Annotated in this window: 15 protein-coding genes; 10 read left to right on the top strand and 5 right to left on the bottom strand. The window is 70.0% G+C overall.

The genetic code is table 11. The features are described 5' to 3' along the window. Positions 1-35: 35 nt before the first annotated feature. Positions 36-1295 carry a lysophospholipid transporter LplT gene (gene lplT, locus AC3WR5_RS32105; RefSeq protein ID WP_231010509.1) on the top strand — a complete coding sequence of 420 codons (1260 nt, stop codon included), beginning with the start codon at positions 36-38 and terminating at the stop codon, positions 1293-1295. A gap of 73 nt (positions 1296-1368) precedes the next feature. On the opposite strand, the gene AC3WR5_RS32100 is transcribed toward lplT, so the two are convergent. After that, the gene (locus AC3WR5_RS32100; protein WP_492489833.1) at positions 1369-2640 is read right to left on the bottom strand and encodes a glycosyltransferase family 4 protein; all 1272 of its coding nucleotides are present in this window, start codon (positions 2638-2640) and stop codon (positions 1369-1371) included. Positions 2641-2789: 149 nt separating this feature from the next. On the opposite strand from AC3WR5_RS32100, the gene AC3WR5_RS32095 reads away from it, so the two are divergent. Both AC3WR5_RS32095 and AC3WR5_RS32090 read left to right on the top strand, forming a co-directional pair. Continuing rightward, positions 2790-3425, top strand: coding sequence for a hypothetical protein (locus AC3WR5_RS32095; protein ID WP_492489832.1), 636 nt, complete (start codon positions 2790-2792; stop codon positions 3423-3425). Positions 3426-3507: 82 nt separating this feature from the next. Beyond that, positions 3508-4095 carry an NAD(P)H-dependent oxidoreductase gene (locus AC3WR5_RS32090; protein WP_231010507.1) on the top strand — a complete coding sequence of 196 codons (588 nt, stop codon included), beginning with the start codon at positions 3508-3510 and terminating at the stop codon, positions 4093-4095. A 373-nt stretch (positions 4096-4468) separates the two neighbouring features. Here the strand turns inward: AC3WR5_RS32090 and AC3WR5_RS32085 are convergent, their stop codons facing one another. Continuing rightward, entirely contained in the window at positions 4469-6142 is a 1674-nt protein-coding gene (locus tag AC3WR5_RS32085; RefSeq protein ID WP_492489831.1) for an aminotransferase class III-fold pyridoxal phosphate-dependent enzyme, read from the bottom strand. A gap of 218 nt (positions 6143-6360) precedes the next feature. Here AC3WR5_RS32085 and AC3WR5_RS32080 point away from each other — a divergent pair, with 218 nt between their 5' ends. The 7 genes from AC3WR5_RS32080 to AC3WR5_RS32050 all read left to right on the top strand — a co-directional run bounded on the left by AC3WR5_RS32080 (position 6361) and on the right by AC3WR5_RS32050 (position 12891). Further along, positions 6361-7539 (top strand): hypothetical protein, encoded by a 1179-nt coding sequence (locus AC3WR5_RS32080; RefSeq protein ID WP_492489830.1) that lies wholly within the window; start codon positions 6361-6363, stop codon positions 7537-7539. 156 nt (positions 7540-7695) lie between these two features. Then, positions 7696-8577 carry an archaetidylserine decarboxylase gene (gene asd / locus AC3WR5_RS32075; RefSeq protein WP_492489829.1) on the top strand — a complete coding sequence of 294 codons (882 nt, stop codon included), beginning with the start codon at positions 7696-7698 and terminating at the stop codon, positions 8575-8577. Between the two features lie 126 nt (positions 8578-8703). Further along, positions 8704-9069, top strand: coding sequence for a hypothetical protein (locus AC3WR5_RS32070; RefSeq protein ID WP_141288230.1), 366 nt, complete (start codon positions 8704-8706; stop codon positions 9067-9069). After that, the gene (locus AC3WR5_RS32065) at positions 9066-9482 is read left to right on the top strand and encodes a hypothetical protein (RefSeq protein WP_141288229.1); all 417 of its coding nucleotides are present in this window, start codon (positions 9066-9068) and stop codon (positions 9480-9482) included. The genes AC3WR5_RS32070 and AC3WR5_RS32065 overlap by 4 nt, the downstream gene beginning before the upstream one ends. A gap of 218 nt (positions 9483-9700) precedes the next feature. Continuing rightward, on the top strand, positions 9701-10168 hold the full coding sequence (locus AC3WR5_RS32060; protein ID WP_492489828.1) for a DUF1801 domain-containing protein: 468 nt from the start codon (positions 9701-9703) through the stop codon (positions 10166-10168). 32 nt (positions 10169-10200) lie between these two features. Then, positions 10201-11799, top strand: a complete 1599-nt coding sequence (locus AC3WR5_RS32055) for a GGDEF domain-containing protein (protein WP_492489827.1) — start codon at positions 10201-10203, stop codon at positions 11797-11799. A 147-nt stretch (positions 11800-11946) separates the two neighbouring features. Continuing rightward, on the top strand, positions 11947-12891 hold the full coding sequence (locus AC3WR5_RS32050; protein WP_141288225.1) for a CysB family HTH-type transcriptional regulator: 945 nt from the start codon (positions 11947-11949) through the stop codon (positions 12889-12891). Positions 12892-12915: 24 nt separating this feature from the next. Here AC3WR5_RS32050 and AC3WR5_RS32045 read toward each other — a convergent pair whose 3' ends face one another. Genes AC3WR5_RS32045 through AC3WR5_RS32035 form a run of 3 tightly spaced genes read right to left on the bottom strand, consistent with a single transcriptional unit; the run spans position 12916 to position 16685 of the window. Continuing rightward, positions 12916-13518: a hypothetical protein gene (locus AC3WR5_RS32045; RefSeq protein WP_492489826.1), complete on the bottom strand. Its 603-nt coding sequence runs from the start codon at positions 13516-13518 to the stop codon at positions 12916-12918. A 6-nt stretch (positions 13519-13524) separates the two neighbouring features. After that, positions 13525-14877, bottom strand: coding sequence for a condensation domain-containing protein (locus AC3WR5_RS32040; RefSeq protein WP_492489825.1), 1353 nt, complete (start codon positions 14875-14877; stop codon positions 13525-13527). Further along, positions 14877-16685, bottom strand: a complete 1809-nt coding sequence (locus AC3WR5_RS32035) for an alpha/beta hydrolase (RefSeq protein WP_492489823.1) — start codon at positions 16683-16685, stop codon at positions 14877-14879. The genes AC3WR5_RS32040 and AC3WR5_RS32035 overlap by 1 nt, the downstream gene beginning before the upstream one ends. Positions 16686-16687 lie beyond the last annotated feature (2 nt).

The following is a 16687-nucleotide window of genomic DNA, read 5'->3' as shown; positions in this document are numbered from 1 at the left end:
CGCCGGTCCAATCCGGCCACCGTCAAGCCGCCTCCATGCCACCACGCTTCCACCTGCTGATCGCCGCGCAGTTCACCTCGGCGCTGGCCGACAACGCCTTGTTGATCGTCACGATGGCACTGCTGGCCGAGCAGGGCCAGCCGGCCTGGTGGGCGCCGCTGCTGAAGTTCGCGTTCACGCTGTCATACGTGCTGCTCGCGCCCTGGCTCGGGCCACTGGCGGACGCGATGCCCAAGGCCCGCCTGATGGCCTGGATGAACGGCGTGAAGCTGCTGGGCATTGGCGGGCTGCTGCTGGGGCTGCACCCGGTCGCGGCCTACGCGGTGGCGGGCCTGGGCGCGGCGGCCTATGCGCCGGCCAAGTACGGGCTGGTGACCGAGCTGGTGCCGGGGCCGCGGCTGGTCGCGGCCAACGGCTGGATCGAGGTCTCCATCGTGGGCGCGGCGCTGCTGGGCACGGTGCTGGGCGGTGCGCTGGTGGCCGAGCCGCTGCGTGCCAGTGCGCTGGCGCAGTGGGCGCATGCACTGGCCCAGGCCGGCGACTGGCCGCTGGCCTCGCCGCTGCTGATCTCGCTGGGCGGGCTGCTGCTCACCTACGCACTGGCCGCGCTGCTGCAGCTGGGCGTGCCCGACAGCGGCGTGCGCTACCCGCGCGCGCCGCTGCATCCGCTGGCGCTGGTGCGTGACTTCCATGCTGCCAACCGCCGGCTGTGGCGCGACAGCGCCGGCGGCCTGTCGCTGGCCGTCACCACGCTGTTCTGGGGCGTGGGCGCCACGCTGCAGTTCGCGGTGCTGCGCTGGGCCGTGGAACGGCTGGGGCTGCGGCTGGACCAGGCCGCCTACCTGCAGGCCGTGGTGGCGCTGGGCGTGGTGGCCGGGGCCGCGCTGGCGGGCCGCTGCGTGCCGCTGAACCAGGCCATGCGCGTGCTGCCGGCCGGGGTGGCGCTGGGCGCGTTGATCGTGCTGATTGCGCTGCAGGACACGCTGCTGCCCTCGCTGCCGCTGCTGGCGCTGGCCGGCGCGGTGGGCGGCATCCTGGTGGTGCCGATGAACGCGCTGCTGCAGCACCGCGGCCATGCGCTGCTGACGGCCGGCCGCTCGATTGCGGTGCAGGGCTTCAACGAGAACCTCAGCATTCTGGTGATGTTGGCCGGCTATGCCGCGCTGATCGCAATAGAGATGCCTCTTGTGCCGCTGATGAGCGGCTTCGGTCTGGCGGTCTCCGCGGCCATGGGCTGGCTGATCTGGCGCGGCCGACGCGCCGAGGTGCACGCCGCGCGCAGCAGCCTGCTTTGATCGTGTCCCCAAGGGCCGGGCTGCGCCCGTCCCGGCGTTTCCTCAGGCGCCATGCGCTCAGCGGCTCAGCCGCTCAGGCGCGCAGCGAACCGAAGCCGGCCGGTGGCAATGCGGGCACGGTTTCCAGCGGGCGCTGCAGCAAGCCGTGGTACATCGTCTCGATGCTGGCCACGATGCGGTCCCAGCCCAGGGTCTCGGTGGTCAGCCTGGCCTGCTGGCCCATCACGCGCAGGCCTTCGCGGTCGGCCGCGAGCGAGGCCGCCATGCGCACGAACTCCGGCGCGCTGCTCATCGGCGCCAGCAGGCCGCTGATCTGCGGGCGCACCAGCTGGCTGGCCGCGGCGTAGTCGTAGGCCAGCACCGGCAGGCCGCTGGCCAGGGCCTCGGGCGTCACGTTGCCGAAGGTCTCGGTGAGGCTGGGAAACAGGAACAGGTCGCCGCTGGCGTAGTGGGCGGCCAGGTCATCGCCATGGCGCATACCGGCGAAGATGGCCTGCGGGCAGCGCGCCTGCAGGTCCTTGCGCGCCGGGCCGTCGCCCACCAGCACCAGCTTCGCGCGTGGCTGCACCTGGCGCATGGCCTCGAAAGCCTGCATCAGCGTGCCCAGGTTCTTCTCCGCCGCCAGCCGGCCCACGTGCACCACCACCAGGTCGCCCGGTGCCGCGCCCCAGCTTTCGCGCAAGGCCTCGCTGCGAAAGCGCGGGTGGAACAGCTGCGTGTCTACGCCGCGCGCCACCACCATCACGTTGCGAAAGCCGTAGCCGGTCAGCGCCTGACGCAGGCCTTCGTCCGGCGTCATCGTGCACTGCGTCAGGTTATGGAACTTGCGCAGGTAGGCCATGATGGGCTTGTGCAGCCAGCCCACGCCGTAGTGCTTGCTGTAGGCGTGGAAGTTGGTGCGGAAGTCCGAGCACACCGGCAGCTTCAGGTGTGTGGCGGCCTGCAGCGCGGACCAGCCCATCGGCCCTTCTGTTGCGATGTGCACCACGTCCGGTCGCCGCACCGACCACAGCTTCACCAGCGTGCGCTTGGAGGTCAGCCCCATGCGCAGCTGCGGGTAGCGCGGGATCGGCAGGCCGCGCATCAGCACCTCGTGGAAACCTGGCGCGTCGCTGCCCTGTTCGCCGCGGCGCTGGCCCGGGCGGATCAGCTGCACCGCATGGTTGCGCGCGCGCAGGCCTTCGACCACGCTGGCAATCGTGCGTGCCACGCCGTTGACTTCCGGCGGGTAGGTCTCGGTCACGACCGAGATGCGCAGCGAGCGCCGTTCGGGCGGGTAGTCGTCCACGACGATCTCATCGGGCGCCATGTCCAGTTGCGCAGCCAGCAGCTTCTTGGGGGTCATCACGCACGTCTCCATCGCAAGATGTTGCGATGGCAATGCAACAGCGCGATGACGGCGCCACGGCAGCACCGACACCGTGCTGTCACGCGCGTTTCACGGCCGCTTCATGTGTCGGCCGCATGCTGCCGCACCGTCAAACTAAGGAGTGCATGTCCGTGCCTGTCATCCGCGAGTTCCTGGAGACCCTGCGCGTGCAGCGTTGGGATGACCACCGCTACTACCACCACAGCCGCATCAACCAGTCGCTGCACCTGCTCAGCGCCTGCAGCTTCGTGGTCGCCTATGCGCTGCTGTTCATCGACCCGGCGATGGCTGCGCTGCTGGCCTGGGGTGTCTCGATGACCAGCCGCCAGGCCGGCCACTTCTTCTTCGAGCCCAAGGGCTACGACCAGGTCAACCAGGCCACGCACGAGCACAAGGAAGAGATCAAGGTCGGCTACAACCTGCGCCGCAAGGTGGTGCTGATGGCCGCATGGGCACTGGCCCCGGTGCTGCTGTGGTTCACGCCTTCACTCGGCGGCCTGATCGAGCCGGCGACCGACACCGCAGGCTACATCCACGACGTTGGCATCTTCTGGCTGGCACTCGGCGTCGGCGGCCTGATCTTCCGCACCGTGCACCTGTTCTTCCTGTTCAACGTGCAGACCGGCCTGGCCTGGATGACCAAGATCCTGACCGACCCGTTCCACGACATCCTGCTGTACTACAAAGCTCCGCTGGCCCTGCTGCGCGGCGAATGGATAGACCCGCATCACGCGCAGCACCACGCCCAGCAGTCGCGCTGAGCTGAACTGAGCGGCGGCGCCGGCCGCCCGGAATTTGCGCCCGCGCAAGGCCGGGCGGCCGCTGGCGGCGCAGCATCTCGCCATGCATCCGCAGCAGCGCATCCTGATCATTCAGGGCCATCCTGATCCCGCCGGCGGCCATTTCGGCCATGCGCTGGCCGAGGCTTATGCCAGCGGCGCCTGCGCCGCGGGGCACGAGGTGCGGGTGATTGACGTGGCGGCGCTGGACTTTCCGTTGCTGCGCACCAAGCACGCCTGGGAACAGGGGGCGCTGCCGCCGGCGCTGCTGCCCGCGCAACAGGGCGTCCAGTGGGCCCAGCACCTGGTGTTCTTCTTTCCCCTGTGGCTGGGTGGCATGCCGGCGCTGCTGAAGGGCTTTCTCGAGCAGGTGGCCCGACCGGGCTTTGCGCTGGCCTTGCCCGGCACGCCCGGGCCGCGGCAACTGCTCAAGGGCCGCTCCGCCCGGGTCGTCGTCACGATGGGCATGCCGGCCCCGCTGTACCGCTGGTTCTTCGCGGCCCACGACGTCAAGGCGCTGGAGCGCAACATCCTCGGTTTCGTGGGCATCTCGCCGGTGCGCAGGAGCCTGATCGGCATGGTGGAGGGCGACGCGAAGCGGCGGCTTGCGTGGCTGCAGCGCCTGCGCAGCCTGGGCGAGAAGGCCAGCTGAATGCGCGCGGCCGGCAATGGCCGCGCCTGGGCACTGCGGGCGCTGGGCGCCGGGGCGGTCAGGCCTGGCCGGAGCCGGCGGCGGGCAGCATGGGTAGCTGGACGGTGAGCGTCGCAACGCGGCCCCGGCCGCGGCTGGCCGCCATGTGGCTCGACCGACTGCCGCACCAAAGCCAGGCAGGGCAAGCCGATGAACTGCCTCGGCGCGCTGGAGGCGATATGGGGAAAAGGCGCGCGGGGACAGGCGCTGCCTCATGCCAACGGGTTTCCGGCAACGCCATGGCCCTTCGCCGGGGAGGCGAACGGGGGCCGCAACCCGGCGCCAGCGGAGCCGGGATGGCGGTGCGTGGCCCACGGCGGTCCGGCCCTGGGTGTCACAGCCAGCGGTGCAGCATCTCCTTCAGCATGCCGCGGCGAATGCCCTTGTTGGTCTGGCCCGGCGCCTGCCACCACCAGCCGTCGGCCTGCATGGCCAGCGCTGCGGCGACGAAGCGTTCGCTGATGCGCTCGAAGTCTTCGTCGGTGTGGGCCAGGCTGAAGATCAGCCGGCCGGTGCCGACCCAGCTCAGCAGCAGGCCCTGCTCGCGCAGGTAGAACTGGAACATCCAGTGGTAGCGCGAGGGCTGGGTGTAGGTCACGGTCCAGATGGTGGACAGGTTGGCCACGCGCACTGGTACGCCCGCCTGCGCCAGGCGCTGGTTCAGCGCGGCGGCGCGGCGGTCCTGCTTCGCGTCCAGGTCTTCGTAGAGCGCCTGGGTGGGGGGCAGCGCGAGGTGGTCCAGCAGCGCGGACATCGCGCCCATCACGTAGGGGTGGGCGTTGAAGGTGCCGCGGGCGAAGCAGATGTCGGCCGGGTGGTCCTCGCGGAAGCGCTTCATCAGCGCGCGCTTGCCGCAGACCACGCCGACCGGCAGGCCGCCGCCCAGGGTCTTGCCGTAGGTCACCATGTCGGCCCGCACACCGAAATACTGCTGCGCGCCGCCCGGTGCCAGGCGGAAGCCGACGAAGACTTCGTCGAAGATCAGCACGATGCCGCGCTCGGTGCAGACCTCGCGCAACTGCTGCAGCCAGCGCGTGTACGCGGCGCGGTCATAGTGCGCGCTGCGCGAGCCGTCCACCAGGGATGAGTCGCCAGGCGCCGCGCGGTTCGGGTGCAGGGCCTGCAGCGGATTGATGAGGACGCAGGCAATGTCCTTGCGCTGGCGCAGCACCTGCAGCGCGCGTTCGCTCATGTCCTGCAGCGTGTAGGTCTCGCGCGGCGGCAGCGGGTTGCCGGGGCCGGGCTGCACGTCTTCCCACCAGCCGTGGTACGCGCCGCAGAAGCGCACCAGGTGGCGCTTGCCGGTGTGGTAACGGGCCAGGCGCACCGCCTGCATCACGGCCTCGGTGCCGGACATGTGGAAGCTGACCTCGTCCAGCCCGGAGATGGCCTGCAGCCGCGCGACGTTGTCGGCCACGCAGGGGTGCAGCGTGCCCAGCACCGGGCCGAAGTCGGCCACCATGGCCGCGCCCTGGGCGATGGTGCGCTTGTAGACGTCGTGGCCGAACAGGTTCACGCCGTAGGAGCCGGTCAGGTCTTCGTAGGTCTGGCCGTCCAGGTCGGTCAGGGACACGCCATGTGTGCTGGTGCCCACGCTGCCCAGCTTGAGGTGCTGGCGCAGGTAGGGGCTGAACGGGAAGGGCACGCGGTAGGCGCCGGTGAACTGCAGGTCCGACAGGCCGCTGCGCAGCGCGTCGGTCCAGGCGACGGAGCGCGCGTGGCGCTCGCCGAGCTGGCCGGCCAGCGCGTGGAAACCGGCGCGGCGGCGGGCCAGCACCTCGGCCGGCGCGTCGTCGCAGGCGAAGAAGCGCTGCTCGTCGTAGGCGTAGCCCGGCAGCAGCCGTGCCACGCGTTGGGCCATGCGCGAGTGGCCGGTCAGCGAGCGGTGCTTGGCGCGCGACAGCGAGAGCCGTTGCCAGGCCCGTGGCGCCAGTGCCAACACGGCAGCGCCGGCCAGTGCGCTGGTCAGCAGCAGGGAGGAAGAGGAGGCGAGCAGGCTGGGGATCATGGGCGGGTCGCGCGGACAGGAATGAGGGAAGGGCGAAAGCGCTATCTGTAACCGCTGCCTTTGACACCCGCGTGAAAAAGCCGGATGTCCCCTGAATGCGCTGCCGGTGCCGCCGCCCCTGTTCCGGCCTGGCGGCTTGCACTAGGCTGCTGCCCGCAGCGCCACGGCGGTTCAGTGAACCTGCACGCATTCATTCACTTGGTCTGGAGGACGGCGAGATGCAGGCATCGAACAAAGGCAGGCGCCGCGGCGGCGTGCGGTGGTGGCAAGTCGGTTTGCTGGCGCTGGCGATGGGCAGCGCCGGCGCGGCGGACCTGGCCGCGCAGCCGCCGGCCCCGCTGGTGGCGGTGGGCCGACACGGCATTGCCTACGACTTCGGCCACCAGCCCACGGTGACCTCTGTCGCCGCGGGCGATTCGCGGCTGGTCTTCGTGGCCGAACCGCTGGGCCAGGCGGTGGCGGTGCTGGACCGCTACACCGGCCAGCAGCTCGGCACACTGCCGGCGCCACCGGCCGGCTGGCTGTTGCCGTTTTCGCTGCGCGTGCCGCGCGAAGGCCACGTCGTGGTGCTGGACTCTGGCGGCTTCCCCAGCCCCACCGTGCCGTCCATCGCACGGGTCTACGACTACGACGTGCAGTACGACGAACGCAGCCACCAGCTCACCGCCACGCTGACGCGAACCGTCAGCTTCGAAGGCCTGCCGCTGGTCTTCGCCGAAGACGTGGAGGTCACGTCCAGCGGGCTGTACGTGGTGTCCGAATCCATCATCGGTGCGCTGTGGGTCATCGGGTTGGACGGCACGATCAGCTATGGCGCGTTCCCCGTCACCGGCGTGCCCATTCCCGCGCTCGCGCCCTGCGAGTTCCTGCCGACCACGGTTGGCGGCATCCCGTTTGCTACCGCCGGCAACTTCGGGCCCGGCGTGGTCGGCCTGGCCGAGCGCGGCGGGCAGCTGTATTTCTCCACCACCTGCAACGGCGGCGTCTCGCGCATTCCCATGGCCTCGCTGACCGACACCACGCGCGACCCGCAGGCCCGTGCCGCTGACATCGTGCCGGTCTCGCCGCGCGCCGCAGGCGTGGCCGCCGAAACCCTGCACGGCCTGGCCTTCAACCCTGCCAAGCCCGGCGAACACTGGCTCTACGCGGTCGACTCGCTGCAGCTGCGCGTGGTCCGCATCAACACCGATAACGGCTCGCGCCAGGTCGTCGTCGGGCCGGACCCGGTGCTGTTCAACTTCCCATCCAAGCTGCAGTTCCTGCCGCCGGTGGGCGGGCGCTCGCCGCTGCTGGTCGCGTCGGACCAGGAGCACCGCCTCCCATCCATCAACGCTGCGATCACCGAGGACCTGACGCAGCCGCCATGGCTGGTCACGCGCATCCATCTGTTCCCTTGATGACCGCCCCTCGGCCGGCGGGCGTCAGCCGATCCCCCGGGGGATGGCGGGCCGGCTTGGGGCGGCCCTGTGCTCGCCCCGCGGGAGCCCGCATGGGGAGATCTGTCACACAGCCTGGCGACACTGCCGGGTTGTCGTGTCGCCTGTTGACTGCCCATGAAAGCTCGCCGCTGGCGTGACCTGCTGCTGCAGCAGGAAGACCTGAATTTCCTGCTGACCAACCGCATCCCGCGCAGCGCCGCCACCTGGCTGATGGGCTGGTTCAGCCAGATCGAGTCGCCCTGGTTGGCGCGCCTGTCCATCGCGGTGTGGCGCCAGTTCACCAAGCTGGACCTGGGCGAGGCGAAGGAACAGCAGTTCCGCAGCCTGCACGCCTGCTTCGTGCGCGAGTTGAAGGACGGCGCGCGGCCGGTCGAACAAGACCCCGCCATCCTCATCTCGCCCTGCGACGCCATCGTCGGCGCCTGTGGCCGCGTGCAGCAAGGCCAGCTCTGGCAGGCCAAGGGCTTCCCGTACAGCGCGGCCGACCTGTTCGGCAATGCCGCCCGCGCCGCGCCGTTCGCCGAAGGCAGCTTCGTCACGCTGCGCCTCACCTCGGCGATGTACCACCACTTCCACGCCCCGCACGACGCGACCATCCATCACGTCACCCACATGGCCGGCGACACCTGGAACGTCAACCCGATCGCGCTCAAGCGCGTCGAGCGGCTGTTCTGCAAGAACGAGCGTGCGGCCGTGCACCTGAAGCTCGCGCAAGGCGGCCACCCCATCGCGATGATCCCGGTCGCCGCCATCCTGGTCGCCAGCCTGCGCCTGCATTTCCTGAACCTCCTGATACCGGCGCGCTACCCGCAGCGCTACAGCGGCCCGAACGAACTGCCCTGCCAGGTACAGGTGAAGAAAGGCGAGGACCTCGGCTGGTTCCAGCACGGCTCGACGGTGATCGTCTTTGCACCGCCGGGGTTTGCGCTGTGCGAGGGGGTGGAGACCGGGGTGCAGGTTCGCATGGGGCAGGGGTTGATGCGCTTGCCGGGGTAGCGGTTCACTTGCTGCAGCATCGCGCGCTTGCGCGGCATTCGAGGGGGGCCATCTGCGGTCAGAATCAGGTCTCGGCATGGCCGGTTCCCTCGACCCTCACGCGCTGCGCAAGCGGCGGATTGCTTCATGACCTCCAAGCGTGCGCTGATCCTCTTCTTCATTGCGGTGGTGGTTTATGGTGCCCTGGGCGGCTACTTCGCCTCCGTCAATGCGCCACTGCCAAAGCCGCTGGAACTCTTGTTCACGATCGGATTGGCGGTGCTGGTGTATGTCTGGTACTACCTGGACGCGGCTGAGCGGCGATATAAGCGCTCGGTCCTGCTGGGCGGGGCGGTGATTGTGCTGTCCGTGGTGGCGGTCCCGTACTACCTCGTTCGCAGCCGGCCGAAGGGCCAGCGCATCAAGGCCCTGCTCGGCTTTGTCGGGTTCTTGGTGTTGGCTGTGATCTTGTTCGTCGGTGCAGGCCTCCCCTTCATGGTTGGCGTTCCATGAGCCAAGCCGCCCCATCCGACAAACTGCCCGACTGGGAGCTGTACCGCGCCTTGCGTGAGCAGTGGACCCACGAGGACAATCTCATCAACCACCGGCTGATGTGGCTGATCCTGTCGCAGGGCCTGCTGTTCACCGCCTACGGCACCTTGTCGACCGCCAAGCTGCACTGGCTGGTGCTGGGCTTCCCGTTTTTCGGCATCGTCGTGGCCGCCGTGATCGGCATCAGCATCTTTGCGGCGCTGACGGCCATCGAGGTCGTCAACACGCGCTTCGAGGCTGCCGGGCTGGACGCGCTGTGCAGCCTCTCGCCAGGGCGCACCAGCGGCAATTACGGCAAGCTGGCCGCGCAGTCCTTGCCTTTTGTCTTTGGTGCGCTGTGGCTGCTGGCCATGGCGGGCGCGTTCGACCACTGAGGCGGCCAACCGCCTGTTGTGAGCGGGCGGCCTGAGAGCGCCTCAGACCTGCTGCTTCGCGTCGGGCCGCCCTTCGCCAATTCCGTCACGGAGCGGGGCGAGAGTGGTGGTGCGGTGGCCCATGCGCCTGGCTGCGAGACGAACGTCGCGCGTTGCGGGACACTTCGCACCTTGCATGAAGGCAGGGACAACGGCTGCTCTTTCACCAGGGAGTCCTCATGAACACGCGCGACACGGTGTCCCGGATCGACGGCTTCCTGGCCAGGTACACGCCGGAGATCGAAGCCCAGTTGCGCGACGCGCGCGCCAGGTTGCGCGCCCACTTCCCGCGCGGCTTCGAGCTGGTGTTCGACAACTACAACGCGCTGGTCTTCGGCTTCAGCCCCAGCGAACGCTCGCGCGAGTCCTTCCTCTCCATTGCCGGCTATCCGAAGTGGGTCACGCTGTTTTTCCTCTACGGCACGGCGCTCGACGACCCGCGAGGCCTGCTCGAAGGCAAAGGCAAGCAGGTGCGCGGCATTCGGCTGAAACAGGCGGAAGACCTTGATGCGCCGGCCGTCGTGGCACTGATCCGCCAGGCCATCGCCGCCCACGAAAGCGCGCTGCAGGCCGCGCCGCCGCTCAGCACCGTTGTCAAGGCGGAGGTCGACAAGCAGCGGCCGAGGCGACCCGCAGCGCCAGCGTGAACTTTTGTCACGCGCACTCGGCACCAGCGCCTATGGTCGTTGCCGGGATCGGTGCTAGTGTTGGCCGGATGGCAACTGTCAACTCCGATGAGCTCGCGTCCGATCTGGACGCGCAGCTGAGTCGCTGGGAGGCCGAGGTTTACCGGTCATTGATGTGGGTCATCCCGGCCTGTGACGAGATCGCGGCGCAGGCCGATGCGCTCGGGCTGGTGCCGCAGGCGATCCGCGCGCGTTTGCTGGCCAGTGACGTTCGCAGCCGCCAGGGCATGGCCGAGGCGGCGCGGGTGGAACAGCTGGCCTTGCATGAAGCCGCACAGGCATGGCCCGCGCTGGCCAGGCATGCCGCCACCTACCTGGTGTCTTCCTGCGACCGCGTCGGCCGCCGGGCCGAAGCGATGCGCTGGGCGGAGGCATCGCTGCGCGGGGCGTCGAGCGAGGACCTTTCGGCCTGGCATGCCGAGGCGTTGATGGTGGCGGCGCTGTTCTCGACCAGCCGCGCCGGGGCCGACTACACGCTGGTGTACCAGGCCATGGCTGCGGTCCGCGTCGCCGGCTTGCCGGCTCTGGTGTCGGCCACGGCAGCCAACTTTGCCGAGGTCGCCGCCGAGTGTGGCGAGCTGGGCATTGCCAGCCATTTCACCGATGAAGCCGAGGCCATGATGCGGCGGCACCCGGAGGCCGCCGCCGCGCTCAGCTGGGAGTCCGTCGCGCGGGCGCGGCTGGCGCTGTCGGAGCTCGCTGCCGCAGAGCGCGCCTGCAAGGAGTCCCTGTGGCTTGAGAAACAACTGGGCTGCTGTGATGTCAACGGCGATCCCTGGCTGAGCTGCGCCGAGGTGGCGCTGGCGCGCGGCGATGCGGCTGGTGCCCTGGCGATGCTTGAACACCCTCGGCGCCTCGCCCGCGCCAGCTCCGCCTGGACCAATGCGCGCGACCTGGGCGTGCGTGCGCGGGTCATGGCCGGGCTGCAGCGTTGGGAAGAGGCCTACCAATGGATGGTCCGCTATGTGGCGGCATACGAGCAGATCCGGTCTGTGGAGGGCGACCGGGCGGTGGCCGAGTCCAGCCAGGCCGTGGCGGTGGACGAGGCGCGCAGGCAGTCCAGGCACTTCGAGCAACTGGCCATGACGGACCCGCTCACCGGCCTGCCCAACCGCCGCCATGCCGAACACTGGCTGGCCGAGCACGCCGACGTCCCGCTCTGCTTGGCCATTGCCGACCTTGATCATTTCAAGCGCATCAACGACACCTTTTCGCACGCGGCTGGCGACCTGGTGCTTCAGCGCTTCGGTGCGATGTTGAACGAGGTGTTCAACCGGTCCGACAGCGGGCCGGGCACGCCGATGCTCGCGGCGCGGCTCGGGGGCGAGGAGTTCCTGCTGGCCTGGTGCGGCATCCCCTGCGACGCCGCGATGGTGCGCGGCGACGAGATCCGCAAACGGTTGCGCGCCACCTCGTTCGCCGACATTGCCGGCGACCTGCCCGTGACCGCCAGTCTCGGCCTGGCCTTCGGCACCCCGCCGGTCAACCCCAGCGAGCTGCTGCGCACCGCGGACCTGCACCTCTACCAGGCCAAGCATGCCGGCCGCGACCGGACCGTGGGCCCCGTGCAGCGGCAGGACATGGCGGGATGACCCCGCGGCCGCGCCGTCCTTATGCGCTCAGCGATGAAGGAATCGCTTTTTGAGTTGTTGGTGTTTGGGGGCTGGATTTTCAATAATGCGGAAAACGTCTGATCACCCGCTCCTGCTGCTGTGTTTCGCCAGCGGCTCACAAAAATCATGAATTTCCAGCAACTGCGCTCTGTGCGCGAGGCCGTGCGCCGGGGTTTCAACCTGACCGATGTGGCCGAGGCGCTGCACACCTCGCAGCCCGGCATCAGCCGGCAGATCCGCGAGCTGGAAGACGAGCTGGGTGTGGAGATCTTCGTGCGCGCCGGCAAGCGGCTGACCGGGCTGACGCCCGCTGGCGAGCGCGTGCTGCCCTGGGTCGAGCGGCTGCTGCTGGACGCCGAGAACCTGCACCGCGCCGGCGAAGACTTCCGCCTCGGCGAGGTTGGCATGCTGAGCATTGCCGCCACCCACTCGCAGGCCCGCTACGCGCTGCCCGGCGCAGTGCATGACTTTCGTTCGCTGCATCCCAAGGTGCAGCTGCAGATGCACCAGGGCTCGCCGGACCAGATCGCACAGATGCTGCTGACCGGCCAGGCCGACATCGGCATTGCCTCGCATGTGCTGGCCGACAACCCTGAGCTGGTCGCGCTGCCCTGCTACCGCTGGACCCACTCGGTGGTGGTGCCGGTGGGCCATGCGCTGCTGGACCAGCCGCTGACGCTGGAGCGCCTGGCCGAGCACCCGGTCATCACCTACGAAACCGGCCTGACCGGCCGTGGCAGCATCGACGATGCGTTCAGCCGCGCCGGCCTCGCGCCGCGCGTGGTGCTCACCGCGATGGACGCCGACGTGATCAAGACCTACGTCGAGCTGGGCCTGGGCGTGGGCATCATGGCCTCCATCGCCTACGACGAGGCGCGCGACACGCAGCTGCGGGCCATCGAGGCGCGCAGCCTGTTCTCGATCAACACCACCAGCGTGGCGGTGCGGCGCGGCGGCCTGCTGCGCAGCTACGCCTACGACTTCATCCAGACCTTCGCGCCGCATCTGCAGCCCGACGTGGTGCGCCAGGCCCAGGCCGCGCCGGTCGGCACGCCCGAAGCGCCGCTCTGAAATCGGCTGTCCTGATGCCGGCACTCACGCCGGCAACGGGTCCAGCCCCTTGGTGCGCTTCAGGAAGCCGGCGAACTCATCGAAGTTGGTGACCTGGTTGAAGGCGACGGCGCGGTAGATGTCGCCCGAGAAGAACCAGTCACCGGCCTCGATGTACTTCCAGTTGTGCCGGCGGTAGCGCGGCGAAGCCAGGCTTTGCCGCTTGATGTCGACGATGGCCTGCGCAGTGGCCGGTGCCAGCAAGGGCTTGAGCGTGGCGTTGTACTTGCGCACGCTGGGCAGCATGGCCGTCGGGATGATGCCGATGTCCAGCTTCCACTCCACGCCCTCGAATTCGGTGCTGAGGTCCAGCAGCACCATGTCCTTCAGCGCGAAGCGGGGCGCGTGGTCGACCTGGTTGATGATGTGGATGTCGCGCAGCGCCAGCGCTTCGGACAGCGTCTGCGTCACCGCGCAGGCGGTGGCCACGCTGGGCGGGTCCACCGCGAGGAACACGTCGATCTCCGGCCAGACCATCAAGTCCAGGTCGAAGCTGCCGTGCACATAAGGCTCGCCCAGCGGCTGCAGCCTGGCCACCAGCTCGGATTGCGCCAGCAGGCGCTCGGCGGTCTGCTTCAGTGAGTTCATGGGCTTTCAGTTCGACAGCGGCCGGCGCCAGGCCTGGGCCAGGGTTTGCTGTGGGGCGCTCAGCAGCGCCTGGACCAGGTCCAGGAAGCGGCGCGGGGCGAGGTGGTCGGGATCGAAGTGGCGGCGGGTCAGGAACGGGCCGCGCAGCAAGCCGTCCACCGGCCGCAGTTCCAGCGCGAAGCCGGCACCCATCGCGCGGCCGGCCGCCAGGTTCAGCAGGCGGAACTGGTGGCGCTGCTGCACCTCCTGTGTCGCGGTACCCACCTGGATCGCGAACCAGCTGCTGGCCAGCGGAATGCGCTGGCGCAGCAGTTCGGGGAACAGCTCGCGCACCACGCGTGCCGCCGGGAACGCGCCGTGCCGGTAGGCGGCGGTGGCTGCGTTGCGCAGCGCAGCCAGGTTGTCCAGCAGCGAGCGCTGCGGGTCCATGCGCTGGCGCACGATGACCGGGTTCACGAAGCAGCCAATGGTCTCGGCAAAACGTGCCGGCCGGTTGCGCGTGGGTGTCGAGGTCAACACGTCCAGCTCGCCATTGCCCGCTGCCATGGCCCACTGCATGCAGGCCAGCAGCAGCACATGGGTCGTCAGCCGGTGCGCGCCGGCCAGCGCGTCCAGCCGCTGCACCACGTCCGCCGGCAGCGCAATCTCGGTGTGCCGCACCTCGCCCTCCTGGCCGAGGGACAGCGCCGCCGCAGCAGCATCGTCCGCGGCCACGCCGGGCGGGTTGGCCAGGTAGTCGCGCCAGAAGCCTTGCAGCGTGGCCAGGCGCTCGCCCTGCAGCGTCTGCCGCTCATGTTCGACGAAGGCGGGGTACGGGTCGAAGCGGGCCTGGATGCCGGCCTGGCAGGCGGCAGCGTCCTCGGCTTCGAACAGCTCGATCAGCTGGCCGAACAGCACCGCAGCCGACCAGCCGTCGAAGATCGCGTGGTGCACCGACAGCGCCAGCGCGGTCACGCCGTCCTGCGTGTGCAGCAGGCTGCCACGGGCCAGCGGCGGCGGGCCGAAGGGGTCGATGCCGGGGTGAAGCTGGTCGAACAAGGGCCCATGGTTCAGCGCCTGCACCAGGTTGTCGGCGCTGCCGTCAAAGGCCTGCTCGTCCAGCTGCAGGCCGCCTTCGGGCTGCACATGCTGGAAGAAGGTGAACAGGTCGGGGCCACGTTCGAACGAGGTTCGGAAAGCGTCCTGCAGCTGGCTCACCTGTGCGAACACCTGGCGCAGCCGGTCCAGGTCCACGCCGGCCGGCAGCAGGCAGACCGAGCGCTGCAGGTGCGGCGCGAGCTGTGCATGCCTGGCCTCGGCCGCGAGAAAGCGGCGCTGGATTTCCGAAACGCCGAAGGTGGTGATGGAGTCGTTGCGCATCAGGTGGTTTGCCGGGCTTGCAGCGTGGCCGCGAAGAAGGAAGACAGCTCGGCCGCCGCGCATTGCCAGGCGGCCGGGTGGGCAAAGATGTGGCCTTCGCCGGGCAGCGTGAACAGCCGGCGCCCGGCCGCGGCCTGGCCGCGCACGAAGGCGGCCGAGTGGGCATGCGGGGTGACCTCGTCGCGCTCGCCGTGCAGCAGCAGCAACTCGCAGCGGCCCGTGGGCCAATGGGCCGGGAAGTCCGCCTGGTGCGCCGGCGCGCCGTCCAGCACGGCCGGGGTGTAGACCGGCGCCACCAGCGCGCAGGCGGCCACCGCCTCGGTGCGGCCCAGTGCCTGCAACAGGCCCAGCGTGCCCAGGCTGGCCGAGACGACCCCCAGCGGGCCACCGGCTGCATCGGCCAGGGCTTCCAGCGCGGCAGCCGTTTGCGAGGCCAGTGCGCCCAGATCGTCCAGCCCCGCCGCCTCGCGGTAGGCCTTGCCGGCACCGGCGCTGCCGGGCACCTGCAGCAGCCCCACATCGAAGCCCTGCTGCTGCGCCAGGTCGGCCACGCTGCGGGTCAGGAAGTCCTGCAGGAAATTGGTCTGCAGCTCGGGCGTGACGACCTTGTGCAGCCCCGGCAGCACCACCACCAGGGGCCGGCCCGGTGTGGCCCCGCCACGGCAACGCCAGCCGCCCTTGGGCGCGGCGGACCAGACCGGCAACGCCGGCAGCGTGCGCCTGGCCCAGCGGTCCAGCGGCCGCACCTGCGTCTGCGTGTGGTCCTGGCTGTCCACGCAGGCCTGGAAGCCGGGGCCAGTCGCCTGCACAAAGCCCAGGTTGCCACCCTGCAGGCCAAAGGCCGGCGCCACACCCTCGTGCTGCGACAGCCGCGGCGCACCGGCGAGCAGCCCGCGCCAGAGTCTCAGCGTGCGCCCCTGGCCAGGCGCGGCGGTGGCCTGGCTCAGGCAGGCCAGCGTGTCGTGCGCTGCGTCGGCATCGAAGTCCAGCACCTCGTCGCCTGCGGGCGTCAGCCTTTGCAGCGGGCCGCCATCGGCCGGCAGCAGGCAGACCGCCATCTCGTCGCCCGGCTCGGCCAGCGTCAGCACGCCCGCCTCGCCCCAGCCGACCAGCGGCAGCTTGCGCAGCCCGGCGTGGCGCAGCGCCGGCAGCGCGAGGGTGGGCAGCGCGCGCGCGTCGGCCAGCGCATGGCGGTGGATCACCGCGCCCTGGCGGCCGGTGTGAAAGGCAGGCTGGGCCATGACCCAGGCCAGCCCGGCCGACAGGCACAGCGACAGGCGCTGTCCTGGCACGCTGCCCAGTGGCAGGCGCTGCCGGTCCCGCCCGTCAAAGCGCACCAGCTCGGCCAGCCCGGCTTCGTCGCGCTCAATCCAGGCCGCACCTTCGGAACTCAGCGTGAAGGCCGCAACGCGCGAGGCGACCGGCAGCGGCTGGCCCGGCGTGTCGGCCGCGGCGCGGTACAGCCGCTGGCCTTGCAGCAGCCACAGCGCGTCGTCGCCCGCAAATTCGGCGGCCGACACGCCGCCCAGCGGCAGCCGCGCCACCGGCCCGTGGGCGTCGAACAGCTGCACCTCGCTGCCGCTGACGATGGCGAAGCGTTGCTGGCCGCAGCGCAGCCACAGCGGGCGGATGGTCGGCAAGGCCATCAGCTCGCGCGACCCATCGTCGGCCAGGCAGCGCACGCGCAGCGCGGGCGCTTTGTCTTCCGGGCCGGCCGAGACTTCGACCGTCAGCAGCCGCGCCGGCCCCCACGGTGCCACCGCGACGGTGAAGGGCTGGGTGTAGCGCAAGGCAGGCGAGGTTGGCATGG

It is taken from the genome of Ideonella sp. FW305-24 (genome assembly GCF_058788035.1).
The sequence above is the reverse complement of the archived record's forward strand: the minus strand, read 5'-3'. Positions and strand labels throughout refer to the sequence as shown.